This is a genomic window from Kitasatospora sp. NBC_01287 (assembly GCF_026340565.1).
Taxonomy (GTDB): domain Bacteria; phylum Actinomycetota; class Actinomycetes; order Streptomycetales; family Streptomycetaceae; genus Kitasatospora.
Genome location: NZ_JAPEPB010000002.1, coordinates 747,290 through 759,358, shown reverse-complemented (window position 1 = coordinate 759,358; position 12,069 = coordinate 747,290). Strand labels below are relative to the sequence as shown.

Below are 12,069 nucleotides of genomic sequence, written 5' to 3'. Positions count from 1 at the left end.
AGACCCTAGACTGCGCAGCATGCCGGACGCGCCAGGAGGGACGATCAACGTGCGGGGCAGCGGGACACGGACCGTGCGGCGCGATGCCGTGCGCAACCACCGGCTGGTGGTCGACGCCGCCCGGGCGGTGATGTCCGAGCACGGATCCGGCGCCAGCATGGAGCTGATCGCCTCCCGCGCGGGCGTCGGGGTGGGCACCCTCTACCGGCACTTCCCGAACAAGGAGACCCTGCTCGACGAGCTGGTCCGGCTGATCCTGGACGAGCTGATCGAGGCGGCCGAGACGGAGCTGCGCCGCACCGACGGGCGGGGCCTGGAGCGCTTCCTGCGGGTGCTCGGGCAGTCCTTCGCCGACCACCGCGGCTACGCCGACAAGGTCTTCGGCCGCCCGCAGCCCGAGTACACCGAGCGGCTGCGGGCGCTGCTGACCGAGCTCCTGGCCCAGGCCCAGCGGCACGGCGCGATCCGCCCGGACGCCGTCCTGGCCGACATCCAGGCGACCGCCTGGGCGCTGCGCGGCATCGTGGACGCGGGTGACGCCGTCCCGGCGGACGCCTGGCGGCGCCACCTGGACCTCCACCTGGACGGGCTGCGCGCCCCGCACCCCGCGCGCTGAGTCGGGCCGGCCGGGCTCAGCCCGCCACGTCGGTGCGCTCGGGCCGCTCCGGCCGCTCGGGAGGGGCGGATCGGGCGTGCAGCGCGCGGCCGGCCAGCGCGCCGCCGTAGACGGTGAACCCGACCCCGATCAGCCAGGACTGGACCACCAGCACCGTGCCCACCGTGCCGTAGGAGACGGCGTTGGAGACCAGCAGCGGCGCGAAGACCAGCCGGGAGAAGAACCGCAGGCCCGCCAGCGCCGCCATGGTGGCCAGCGCCCCGGGCAGCAGGGTGCGCCACGGCACCCGGGCGGAGAGCAGCAGGCGCTGCAGCCACCAGAAGAGCAGCGCGCCGCCGAGCACCGTGGCCGCGATCCGCAGGGTGGGCTGCGCGGCGCTGCCGCTGAACGGCTCGCCGCTCCAGGCGGCGATCACCACGTAGCCGATCACCCCCGCCAGGCCCACCGCCTGCCGCCACGCGGTGTGCCAGGGGCCGCGCGGCAGCTGCCAGATCCGCTCGTAGGCGGTCTGCATCGAGGCGATCAGCGACAGTCCGAAGAAGGCGAGTGCGGCCAGGCTGAAGCCCGTGGTGGTGCTGAGCACCTCGTGCTGGGAGGCGAAGAGCGCGCTGACCGCCTCGGTGCCGCGGCTGCTCAGGCCCAGGCCGTCGGTGATCCAGCCGGTGATGCCGTCGCCGCCGGCCGGTGAGGCGGCGGCGATCACCACCAGCAGCGGCACCAGGGTCACGAAGAAGAGGGCCGCGAAGGCCATCGACCGCTGCAGCAGTTCGACCTCGCGCCCCCGTTGCCACAGCTCGGCGGCGGCCGCCCGCAGTGCCTGCCCGGCGCCGGGCAGCGCGGCGAGCAGCGCCCGTCCGGCTGTCACCGCGGCCCCGGCGGCCAGCGCGGCGCGGTCGAGCACGGCGGTGCGGGTGCCGTTCAGCGGCCGGGCCCGGGGCATGCCGGACACCCTCGTGCGATCAGCGGAGCACCCATTTCGACCACCTTCCTCCCCTGCGCATCCCCGCTCCGGGTGCGGTCATGCGCCGGGGCCGGTGATTTCCCCCGCTCGGCCGGGGTGCGATCCCGTCGCGCGGGGCCGCGGCCACCGGGATCGCCCTCCGCTCGCCGCTGCTCTGGTGCGATCCCCTCGCGCGGGGCCGTGGCAGGCCGGGCGGATCCGGCGCGGGAGCGCTCAGAAGAGGCGGTTGGCGAACTCCTCGGCCGTCGCCGGCCAGGCGCACCGCTCGTCCTCGGTGCCCGGCGGCACCAGGCGGTAGCTCGCGTCCAGGAAGCCGCGCAGGTCGGCGTGGTCCAGGTGGAAGGCGGCGTAGCCGTCCGCCGCGTGGAACTCCAGGCGGACCGTGTCGTCCGCGCCGGGCCGGATCCGCAGGTCGCCCAGGCCGGCCGCCCGCCGGGTGCCCTCCTCCAGCAGCTCCCGGCCGACCGTCCAGTGCAGCCCGTCCGCCGCCGGGCCGCCGTCCTCGACGACCAGGCCCTCGCCCAGCAGGGCGGGGCCGGGGAAGCAGAGGTTCACGGCGTAGGGGTCGTCGGCGCGGTAGCGCAGCGCGAGCCGCAGGGTGCGCGGCAGCGGGCCGGCGAGTCGTCCGGAGGTGAGGTACTCGACTGTCTCTGGCATGGCCCGGCCTCCCGGTGGCGCTTCGGTGGTCTGGGCGCGGTCGGCCCCGGACCGGGTCGGCCCCGCCCCTCGGCTGGCCCGTCTGCCCGGTGCCGGGCGGTCCATGCCGATCCGCCGCCGCCGATTCGGACCGGCCGGCCCGGGGCGGGGGAGCCCGCTGGGGCCGGCAGCGGTTTGCCGGCACCGGGTGCGGACAGGCGAACCGCGACCGCCCGCCGTGCGCCACGACCGATGAGGAGTCGGATGTCTCTCTGGAGCCTGCTCAGGCCGCTCGCGCTGGCCGGCGGGGTCGCCCTGGCGACCGCCGCGCTCGACCGCGCCGTGCTGCTGCTGGCCCGCCACCTGCCCGGCCGGCGGCCCGGCCAGCAACTGCGCCGGCTGCTGCGCGGCTGCCGGGTGCCCACCCTGGCCACCCTGGCCAGCATGCTGCTGCTGGCCGCCGAGCCGGGCGCGGGCCTGCCGGGCGCCGCCCGCGGTCCGATCCGCCACGCGCTGCTGCTCGCCGCCATGGCCGCCGGTGCCTGGCTGCTCGCCCGGCTGCTGGCGCTGCTGATCGACACCTCGCTGGCCCGGTACGCGACCGACCGCCGCGACCCGGCCCGGATACGCCGGGTGCGCACCCAGACCGGCATGCTGCGCCGGCTGAGCGCGGCCGCCATCGCCGTGGTGGCGCTGGCGAGCGCGCTGATGACCTTCCCGGCGGTCCGCTCGGTGGGCGCCAGCCTGCTCGCCTCGGCGGGCCTGGTGACCCTGGTGGTCGGGGTCGCCGCGCAGAGCACCCTGGCCAACCTGTTCGCCGGCATCCAGCTGGCCTTCGGCGACATGGTCCGCCTGGGCGACAACGTGGTGGTCGCGGGGGACTGGGGTGTGGTCGAGGAGGTCACCCTGACCTCTGTGGTGATCGCGACCTGGGACCAGCGGCGGATCGTCATGCCGGTCTCCTACTTCGTCGGCAAGCCGTTCGAGAACTGGTCCCGGAGCGACCCCGCGATCACCGGCACCGCCCTGCTCCACCTGGACCACCGGGCACCGCTGGACGAGCTGCGCGCCGAGTTCGACCGGCTGCTGAAGGAGTGCCAGTGGTGGGACGGGGTCGGCAGCGCCCTGCAACTGGTCGACACCACCCCCAGCACCATCGTGGTGCGCGCGCTGATGACCGCCCGCAACGCCGCGGACGCCTTCGAGCTGCGCTGCTGGATCCGCGAGCGGCTGATCGCCTACCTGCGCGAGCACGCGCCCGAGGCGCTGCCCCGGATCGACCTCACCTATCGGGGGTCGGCGGTGGGCGACTGATGGAGCTGACGGAGCTGACGGAGCTGACGGAGCTGACGGAGCTGACGGAGCTGACGGAGCTGATGGAGCTGAGGGAATCGATGAAGAACCTCGGTCGGATGTGATGGCTATGTGAAAAGCCCCTGGCTATTTCGTGGAGTCGGACATGGTGTGGCGTGAAGCGGGGAGGCGGTCCCGCGTCACGTCAGCGGCCCCGAGCGGGCCCGTAGCCAGAGGAGAGAGCATGCCGGCCACAGCGACTGTCGCCCAGTCCGACGTCCGCGTCGATCACGAGGTCCAGGGCCCGGCCGCCGCGCAGGGGGCGATCGAGGGTGCCCGCGACCTGCGGGACGCCGCCTCACGGATCGGGATCGCGGTCGAGGACGATCTGGCGCGGGTCTGCCCGACCGACGCCCGCGCGCTGTCGAAGGTGCTCTTCGCCCGCCTGCGCGCGGCCGAGGAGGGCACCGACGAGTACTCCTACGTCCGGGCCACGCTGATCGAGCTGAACATGGCGCTGGTGAAGTTCGCCGCCTCGCGCTTCCGGCACCGCAGCGAGCCGCAGGAGGACATCGTCCAGGTCGGCGTGGTCGGGCTGATCAAGGCCATCGACCGGTTCGATCCCGCTTACGAGGTGGAGTTCTCCACCTTCGCCATCCCCACCATCAGCGGCGAGATCAAGCGCTTCTTCCGCGACACCGGCTGGATGGTCCACGTGCCGCGCCGCCTGCAGGAGCTGCGCCTCGAACTGGCCAAGGCCTCCGACGCGCTGGAGCAGGCGCTGGACCGGGTCCCCACCACCGCCGAGCTGGCCGAGCACCTGGAGCTGACCGAGGCCGAGGTGGCCGAGGGCCTGACCGCCGCCCAGGCGCAGAGCACCCGTTCGCTGGACGCTCCGCCCGTCCAGGACGACCCGCGCGGCGGCAGCCCGCAGCCGATGGCCGACCGGCTCACCACCGAGGAGTCCCGCTACGAGCTGATCCTGGGCCTGCACGCGCTGAAGCCGCTGATCGCCGCGCTGCCCGAGCGCGACCGGACGATCCTCTCGCTGCGCTTCGGTGCCGACCTCACCCAGGCGCAGATCGGCAAGCAGCTGGGCATCTCCCAGATGCACGTCTCCCGGCTGCTCAACCGCACGCTCGGCTCGCTGCGCACCGCGCTGCTCGCCGAGGAGTGAGCCGACGCGCCGAGCGCCCGTCCACCCGGTTCCTGGTCGGGTGGACGGGCGCTCGGCATGTCCGGCGTGCTGCGCGCGTGATGTGCGGTGGTTCAGCTGGTGGGGGGTTCAGGGGGTGGGGAGGTCGATCTCGGCCCAGACGGTCTTGCCGGGTCGGTCGGGGTGGGGGGCGCTGCCCCAGCGGCTGGCGAGGAGGGCGACGGTGTGCAGGCCGTGGCCGCCGAGACTGGTGGCGAGGTGGGGGCGGCGGGGCGCGGGGTGGGTGGGGTCGGTGTCGGTGACCTCGATGCGCAGCCGGGTGGGGGTGGCACGCAGGGTGAGGTGCTCGGGCCCGTCGGTGTGGCGGCAGGCGTTGGTGACGAGTTCGGAGACGAGGAGCAGGACGTCGTCGGCGCGGGCCCGCTGGTCCGGGTCCTGGGTCGGCAGCCAACCCCAGTCGTGCAGGGCGCGGCGGGTGTGGTCGCGGGCGCGTCCGACCGTCCCTGCGGTGCCGCTCAGGGCGAGCCGGCGGATCTGCCCGTGCGCCGGCAGATCGGGCAGCACCGCGAGGGCGACGGCCTCCAGGTCACTCACACTCATCTCTGCTCACTCCGACTCCGGCCCGCACAGCAGGCGCGAGACGTTTCCGCTGTTGACTCCCGTCTGCCCGGGAAACCCGGGTGAACACCTGCGGTCTCCTTCCAGCAGGCGGGCGGTCTCGGCCGGTGGCACGTCGCGGGCGACCAGCTCCACCAGCAGCCGCTCGTAGCCGAGCAGCAGTGCGGCCAGGCGCGGGCGGGGCAGGCGGAAGGTGTCGGCGAGCGCGTCGAGGATGATCCGGTCCGCGGTGCCGTAGACGTTCACCGAGAGGGTGATCCGGTCGTTGTCGGTGGCCTGGTCGGCCGGCCAGCACAGGCGGCCGGCGGACGTGGCTGCCTGGACGGCGGCGTGGTCGGGCAGCTCGCGGACGGGCTGCTTCCTGGTCCAGGCCCACATGTCGTTGAAACGGCAGCCCAGGTCGAGCGCCGTGCCGCGCCGCCGCTCCAGGTCGCGGACCAGGGCCCGGGCGGCCAGCGGATCGTACGGGCAGTGCCGGTCGGCCTCCGCGAGGGCGGTGGCGGCGGCCGCGGTCAGTTCGGCGAAGCTGTCCACGGCGGTGTCCAGGGTGGCCCAGGTGGTCTGGCTGAGGCTGGAGACGGCGAACTGGGCGGCGCGCGGGTCGGTGCGTCCGGCCGCCACCAGGGCGAAGGTGCACCGCTCGGCGCCGGTCAGCGCGCGGGTGAGGGCGGCGGTGGCGGCGAGCAGCACGGCCGAGCCGCCGGTGCGGTGGCGGCGGGCGAGCACCCGCAGCGCGAGCGGGACGGCCCGCGACTCCAGGCGGCCGCACAGGTAGCGCGGATGCCCGGGATGGCGCGGCGGCGGTAGCGGCTCGGGGAACGCCGCTGTGGCGGAAGCCAGTTGCCCGCGCAGCCGCCGCAGCGACGCCGCGTTGCGCAGCATGCCGGCCGGTGACTGCTCGAAGGCCACCTGGTCGGCGGGCTGCCAGCTGGTCCACGGCGGCGGGGTGGGTGCGCCCGCGGCCGCCGCGGCGAGCAGGCCGGCCAGTTCGGCCATCAGCAGGTCGACGGCCCGCGCGTCGGCGGCCAGGTGCGAGACCCCGAGGAGCACCAGTGCCGCCTCGCCCGCGCGGGTCACCACGCGGAACCGGACGGGCGGCTCGCTCGCGTGCTCGATGCGGGCGCCGACCATCGCCTGTTCGGCCCGCTCGACGGCGGCCGCGAAGGGCAGCGGGTCCGTGGGCCCCCACTCGACCAAGGTGAGCGGCACCAGGCCGGCGGGCAGCACCTGCTGGACCACCTGCCGCTCGGCCGTGCCGGGACCGCTGGCGGGTGCGGCGCCGGGCATGATGTCGGGTGCGGTGCCGGGCGTGGTGCCGGTTGCCGCCGGCAGGGCGCGGTAGCGGCTGCGCAGCGACTCGTGGCGCTCCAGCAGCACCCGCAGCGCGTCGGTGATGGCCGCCAGGCCGAGGCCCGCGGGGACCGGTACCCGCCGGGTGAGGACGAAGAAGGCCTTCAGCTCGGGCAGGTAGTGGCCGATGTCCTCCCAGGCGGTGCGCTGCCCCCAGGCGAGCGGCACGGTGCGGGAGCGGCCGCCGGAGAAGTCGATCTGACGGACCGTCATGTCGCCCATGTGGCAGCCTCCTCGGCCTGTTCCGTGGGGTGGGCCGGGTCCGGAGCGGGCGCGTCCACCGCCGCGCCGGCCGGCACCGGGCGCAGTTGGTGGCGCACCGAGAAGAGCGTGTAGGCCAGCCCGACGCTCCAGCCCAGCACCACCGCCCACATCACCCCGTCGATCCCGAGCGGCCGGTGCAGCAGGTAGGCGGCGGGGACCTGGGTCAGCCCGAAGGCGAGCACGGTGCAGACCAGCGGGACGGCGGTGCGCCGGGCGCCGTTGAGGTAGCCGTGGACCACCACCATCACGGTGTAGCAGGCGAAGAAGGGATAGGTGATCAGGAGGTAGCGCACCGTCAGTGCCCGGGCCTGCCGATCGGCGGTGAACAGGTCGGCGATCGGGGTGCGGCCGAGCAGCACCAGGGCCGAGACCAGCACGGTGAGGCCGACGGTGAGCAGCACGGCCTGCCGCAGTCCGGCGCGGATGCGCTCGGCGCGGCCCGCGCCCAGGTTCTGCGCGACGAACGCGCACAGGCCGCCGGAGAGGTCGAGGAAGAGCAGCGAGGTGAACAGCTCCAGCCGGCCCACCACGGTGAAGGCGGCCAGGCAGACCGGGCCGAAGCCCGCGATGATCCAGACCAGCACCATGATGCCCAGGGCCAGGCCGATGTGCTGGATCGCCAGTGGCGCGCCCAGCCGCAGCGCCTCGGTCAGCTCCTTGCGCACGGCGGGTTCGCCCGTGCGCGGGCCCAGCCGGTAGGCGCGGCGCAGGTGCACCCCGCCGACCGCCAGGGCCAGCGTGGCGGCCGCGACCGTGGCCAGCGCCGCGCCCGCCACGCCCAGGTGGAGCCCGGCGACGAAGAACCAGGCCAGCGCGGCGTTCACCACGCTGCCCAGGCCCTGGATCCACATCGCCGCCCGCGAGGCGCCGAAGCCGCGCAGGAACGCGCTGACCGCCGCGCCGCCGAAGATCGCCGGGAAGCCGAGCGCCAGGGTGTCCAGGAACTGGCGGCTCTGGTGGACCAGTTGGCCGTGGATGCCGATCAGGTCGAAGGCGAAGCGGGCGAGCAGCACGGTCAGCAGCATCGCGCCCAGGCTCCAGGCGACGGTGAAGAGGGTGAGCGAGCGGGCGACGGCGCGGACCTCGGTGCCCTCCCGGGCGCCCGTGAGGTGGGCCAGTCGGATGGTGAAGGCGGTGCCGATGCCGATGAACATGGCGTTCATCAGGTAGAAGAGCGGCTGGCCGGCACCGACGGCCGCGAGGCCGTCGATGCCGACGTAGCGGCCCACGATGATGCTGTCGACCAGCAGGTAGCCCTGCTGCAGCAGGTCGGCCAGGGTCAGCGGCAGGGCGAAGCCGACGATCCGGGAGAGCACGGGGCCCTCGGTCAGGTCCGTCATGGGATGTCCCTGGCTAGGCGTCGGAGTTGGCGTCGGAGTCGGTGTTCGTGTGGGTGTTCGTGTGGGTGTTCGTGCAGGCGGTTGTGTCGGTGTAGGCGTCGATGTCGGTGTCGGCGTCGAAGGGCAGCTCGCCGGAGGATTCGAGGTGGTAGGCGATCTCCGAGATCGTCCGGTCGGCCAGCAGGTCGGCCACGTCGAACCGGACGCCCAGGCAGGCCGAGATGGTGCCCGCCACCGAGGCGGCCATGATCGAGTCGCCGCCGAGGTCGAAGAAGTCGTCCTCCAGGTCCAGCGCGGCGTAGCCGAAGGCCTGGGCCATGCAGCGGGCGATGGTGCGCTCCACCGGGGTGTAGTCGCCCTCCGGCCGGCCGGTGAGCTCGACGGTGACGGCGGCCACCGCGCTCCTGATCCGGTCGGCGGCCTGGCGCAGCCGGCCCTCGGCGGCGGCGACCGCGGCCGTCACCTTGGCCCCGACCTCGGGAGCGAGGGCGACGTCGAAGGAGTCGAGCAGGTGGATCAGTTCGCCGCCGTAGTGGGCCTCGCCGGCGAAGATCCGGCTGGTGCGGGACCTGAGCCCGGCGTCCATGATCGACAGGGCGGTCGCGGTGGGCAGGCTCTTGAAGGTGGTGTCGCCGTTGCTGCCGTACGTCACCGCCATGCCGATCTCCCGCCAGGCCACCCAGTCGACGGCCAGCACGTGGCAGCGCCGGTCGGCGTTGGCCGCGGCCAGCGCGTCCAGGTAGTAGTTGGCGGCCGCGTAGTCGCCCTGCCCGGGGGCGGGGAAGACGGCGGCGACCGAGGAGAAGTGCACGACGAAGTCGGGGCGGTTGTCCCGGGTCGCCTGGTCGAGCACGAAGGCGCCGTGCATCTTGGGCCGCAGGACCGCGTCGAAGTCGTCCGGCTCGCGGAAGATCAGGGTGCTGCCGCCGGGCAGGCCGGCCGCGTGCACGATGCCGTCGATCCGCCCGTACCGGTCCAGCAGTTCGGTGGCGGCGGCGGCCAGCGCGGCCGGGTCGCCCGCGTCGGTGGCGCGCACCTCGACGGTGGCGCCCAGCTCCGCCAGCTCCTGGACGGCCAGGACCCGCTCGGCCATCGGGTGTTCGGGGCCGGCGGCGACCACGGCGGGCCACTGCTCGCGCGGCGGCAGGCCGGAGCGGCTGAGCAGCACCAGGGTCAGCCCGGACTGCCGTTCGGCGAACCAGCGGGCCACCGCCAGGCCGAGCGCCCCGGTGCCGCCGGTGATGAGGTAGACGCCGCCGGGCCGCAGGTACTCGGCGGGTCCATCGGCCGGCACCTCGGGCAACTCGGCGAAGAACTCGCGCAGTTCGCGCTCGCCGCGCAGCACGAAGACGCCCGGCTCCGGGGCGAGCAGCCGGGCGCCCAGCGCTTCGGCCGGCACCGCGTCGTCGACGTCGACCACCAGGGTGCTCAGGTACGGGTACTCGCGGGTGACCGCCTTGGCCAGGCCCACCAGCGAGGCGTTCTCCACCGCGCAGACCTCGCCCTGCTCGGCGGGCACGGCCTGGCGGCTGAGCACCGCGAGGGTGGTCTTCACCCCGTGCGTCATCAGGGACTTGGCGAGCAGGAAGAGGCTGCGCAGGTTGGTCCGCACCCGGCGGTCGAGCTCGTCGACGGAGGCGGCCGGGCCGCGCTCGAAGGCGAGCGCGTGCACCACGTGGGTGTAGTCGTGGTCCAGCACCAGCTCGGCGATCCGGTCCAGCGAGGCCGGGTCCAGGGTGAACCGGTCGGGCTCCTCGGCCTGCGGCGAGCCCGGCTCGGCCAGCCGCAGCACCCGCAGCTCGTGCCCGCCCGCGGCCGCGGTGAGGGCGGCCCGCGCGTCGCCGCCCGGGCCCTCGGGGCCGACCAGGGCGAGGACGCGCACCGGCGCCTGCGGGGCGCCGGGCGCGGGGGCCGGGCGGAACTCCACGCTGTGGGTGGCCGGGTGCCGCTCCTCGGGCGCGATGGCGAGCCGCTCGCGCCAGTCGTCCGGGAAGGCGATCCAGCCGGTGGCGTCGTCGTACACGTAGCCGGGCAGGTCCACGATCCGCGGCAGCCGGCCGTCCGGCTCGGGCAGCGGCGCGAGCGTGCCGCCGGCCAGCCAGGCAGTGGCGGCGGTGGTGGCGGCGGCGTGCGGGGAGTGGGGATCGTCGAGGGCGGTCGGGTCGGTCGGGTCGGTCGGGTCGGTCGTCAGGTCGGTCAGCGTGCCGGCGGTGCCCTGGGCGAGCCCGGCGCGCAGTTGGGCCAGGTCACCGGCGATCACCGCCAGCCGGTGCCGGTGCGCGGCGCGCGACACCCGGGCGGTGTGGCAGACGTCGGCGAACTCGACGCCGCCCAGCCCGCCGCGGTCGATCAGCGCGAGGTAGCGCCGGACCAACTGCTCCAGCGAGGCCGGGGTCGCCGCGCTGAGCGCGAAGAGCCGCGGCCCGGGCGCGGCGGGCGGCGCCGGCGGGGCCGTGTACTCCTCCAGCACCGCATGGGCGTTGGTGCCGCCCAGGCCGAACGCGCTGACGCCGCTGCGCCGCGGCCCGTCCTCGGCGGTCCAGGGTTCGGCGGCGGTGGGCACGTAGAGCGGCCCGGCCGCGAAGTCGATGCTCGGGTTGGCGACCTTGAAGTTGGCCAGTGGCGGGATGGTGCGGTACTTGAGCGTGAGCGCGGCCTTGATCAGCCCCACCACGCCGGAACTCTCGAAGAGGTGGCCGATGTTGGCCTTGACCGCGCCCACCGCGCAGAACCCCAGGTCGGCGGTCTGCCGGGCGAAGGCGCGGCGCAGGCCCTCGTACTCGACCGGGTCGCCGACGCTGGTGGCGGTGCCGTGCGCCTCCAGGTAGCCGATGCTGCGCCCCTCGACGCCCGCGTCACGCCAGGCGGCCAGCAGGAGTTCGGCCTGGGAGTCGGAGTCGGGGTTGGTGATCCCCTCGGTGCGGCCGTCGTGGTTGACCGCCGTGCCCTTGAGCACGGCGTGGATCCGGTCGCCGTCGGCGATCGCGTCGGCCAGCCGCTTGAGCACCACCGCGCCCGCGCCCTCGCCGAAGCCGGTGCCGTCGGCGGACTCGTCGAAGGTGCGGGTGATCCCGTCCGCCGCCTCGATGCCGATCCTGGTGTGCGGGTGCCGCACGGGCGCGAAGACGATCCGGGCCCCGCCGACCACGGCGAGGTCGCAGTCGCCCGCGCGCAGCGCGTTCTTGGCCTGGTGGACGGCGACCAGCGAGGCGGAGCAGGCGGTGTCGACCACCAGGCTGGGGCCGCGCAGGTCGAGCACGTGGGAGAGCCGGTTGGCCATCATGGTCGGGATGTTGCCGGTCAGCGCGAGCTGGGCCAGCGCCGGGTCGGTCCGGCAGATGTAGTCCAGGTAGGTGGAGCCGGGGTTGGTGGCGAAGCCGACGAAGACGCCGGTGCGGCTGCCGCGCACCCGGTCGCCGGTGTGGCCCGCGTCCTCCATGGCGCGGTACATGGTGCGCAGGGCCAGCCGCTGGTGCGGGTCGGTGGTGGCGGCCTGCTTGGGGTTCATCCCGAAGACGGCGTGGTCGAAGCCGTCCACCTCGTCCAGGTAGCAGCCGTCGTAGTAGTCGACCCCGGTGTCGGCGACCGGTTCGACGGTGGTCGCCCGCAGGTAGCGGACGTACTCGGTCAGCAGCTGGCCCCGGTCGGCGGGGAAGGGCCGGGTGAGGCTGGTGCCGGAGCTGATGATCCGCCAGTACGCCTCGATGTCGTGGGCGCCGGGTAGTTCGATGCCGATGCCGACGATGGCGAGGTCCGTGTTCGGGGCGCCGGTGTTCGGGCCGCCGGTGTTCGGGGCGCTGGTGTCAGGGCTGACAGGGCTGACAGGGCTCATGGG

The 12,069-nt window shown here is 74.7% G+C and carries 9 protein-coding genes; 3 read left to right on the top strand and 6 right to left on the bottom strand.

What is annotated here, in order from left to right; translation table 11 throughout:
• Positions 1 to 19: 19 nt before the first annotated feature.
• Entirely contained in the window at positions 20 to 616 is a 597-nt protein-coding gene (locus OG455_RS40225; protein WP_266301726.1) for a TetR/AcrR family transcriptional regulator, read from the top strand.
• Positions 617 to 632: 16 nt separating this feature from the next.
• Here OG455_RS40225 and OG455_RS40220 read toward each other — a convergent pair whose 3' ends face one another.
• Both OG455_RS40220 and OG455_RS40215 read right to left on the bottom strand, forming a co-directional pair.
• A complete protein-coding gene (locus tag OG455_RS40220) occupies positions 633 to 1,556 on the bottom strand; it encodes a YhjD/YihY/BrkB family envelope integrity protein (protein WP_266301725.1) in 924 nt (307 codons plus the stop codon).
• 234 nt (positions 1,557 to 1,790) lie between these two features.
• Positions 1,791 to 2,234, bottom strand: a complete 444-nt coding sequence (locus OG455_RS40215) for an SsgA family sporulation/cell division regulator (protein WP_266301724.1) — start codon at positions 2,232 to 2,234, stop codon at positions 1,791 to 1,793.
• Positions 2,235 to 2,477: 243 nt separating this feature from the next.
• Here OG455_RS40215 and OG455_RS40210 point away from each other — a divergent pair, with 243 nt between their 5' ends.
• Complete coding sequence (locus tag OG455_RS40210; RefSeq protein WP_266301723.1) at positions 2,478 to 3,527, top strand: mechanosensitive ion channel family protein; 1,050 nt, start codon at positions 2,478 to 2,480, stop codon at positions 3,525 to 3,527.
• 223 nt (positions 3,528 to 3,750) lie between these two features.
• A complete protein-coding gene (locus OG455_RS40205) occupies positions 3,751 to 4,683 on the top strand; it encodes a SigB/SigF/SigG family RNA polymerase sigma factor (RefSeq protein ID WP_266301722.1) in 933 nt (310 codons plus the stop codon).
• A 108-nt stretch (positions 4,684 to 4,791) separates the two neighbouring features.
• On the opposite strand, the gene OG455_RS40200 is transcribed toward OG455_RS40205, so the two are convergent.
• From OG455_RS40200 to OG455_RS40185, 4 genes are read right to left on the bottom strand one after another with little or no spacing between them, the layout of a single operon-like run.
• The gene (locus OG455_RS40200; RefSeq protein WP_266301721.1) at positions 4,792 to 5,262 is read right to left on the bottom strand and encodes an ATP-binding protein; all 471 of its coding nucleotides are present in this window, start codon (positions 5,260 to 5,262) and stop codon (positions 4,792 to 4,794) included.
• A 6-nt stretch (positions 5,263 to 5,268) separates the two neighbouring features.
• Positions 5,269 to 6,852 carry a hypothetical protein gene (locus OG455_RS40195; protein WP_266301720.1) on the bottom strand — a complete coding sequence of 528 codons (1,584 nt, stop codon included), beginning with the start codon at positions 6,850 to 6,852 and terminating at the stop codon, positions 5,269 to 5,271.
• Positions 6,840 to 8,234, bottom strand: coding sequence for an MATE family efflux transporter (locus tag OG455_RS40190; RefSeq protein ID WP_266301719.1), 1,395 nt, complete (start codon positions 8,232 to 8,234; stop codon positions 6,840 to 6,842). The genes OG455_RS40195 and OG455_RS40190 overlap by 13 nt, the downstream gene beginning before the upstream one ends.
• Before the next feature lie 13 nt (positions 8,235 to 8,247).
• Complete coding sequence (locus OG455_RS40185) at positions 8,248 to 12,066, bottom strand: type I polyketide synthase (RefSeq protein WP_266301718.1); 3,819 nt, start codon at positions 12,064 to 12,066, stop codon at positions 8,248 to 8,250.
• Between the last annotated feature and the right edge of the window lie 3 nt (positions 12,067 to 12,069).

Bases quoted from the DNA above. Each gene is read 5' to 3' on its own strand.
- OG455_RS40185 (WP_266301718.1), bottom strand. From the start codon at position 12,066: ATGAGCCCTGTCAGCCCTGTCAGCCCTGACACCAGCGCCCCGAACACC.
- OG455_RS40215 (WP_266301724.1), bottom strand. From the start codon at position 2,234: ATGCCAGAGACAGTCGAGTACCTCACCTCCGGACGACTCGCCGGCCCG.
- OG455_RS40190 (WP_266301719.1), bottom strand. From the start codon at position 8,234: ATGACGGACCTGACCGAGGGCCCCGTGCTCTCCCGGATCGTCGGCTTC.
- OG455_RS40200 (WP_266301721.1), bottom strand. From the start codon at position 5,262: ATGAGTGTGAGTGACCTGGAGGCCGTCGCCCTCGCGGTGCTGCCCGAT.
- OG455_RS40220 (WP_266301725.1), bottom strand. From the start codon at position 1,556: ATGCCCCGGGCCCGGCCGCTGAACGGCACCCGCACCGCCGTGCTCGAC.
- OG455_RS40210 (WP_266301723.1), top strand. From the start codon at position 2,478: ATGTCTCTCTGGAGCCTGCTCAGGCCGCTCGCGCTGGCCGGCGGGGTC.
- OG455_RS40195 (WP_266301720.1), bottom strand. From the start codon at position 6,852: ATGGGCGACATGACGGTCCGTCAGATCGACTTCTCCGGCGGCCGCTCC.
- OG455_RS40205 (WP_266301722.1), top strand. From the start codon at position 3,751: ATGCCGGCCACAGCGACTGTCGCCCAGTCCGACGTCCGCGTCGATCAC.
- OG455_RS40225 (WP_266301726.1), top strand. From the start codon at position 20: ATGCCGGACGCGCCAGGAGGGACGATCAACGTGCGGGGCAGCGGGACA.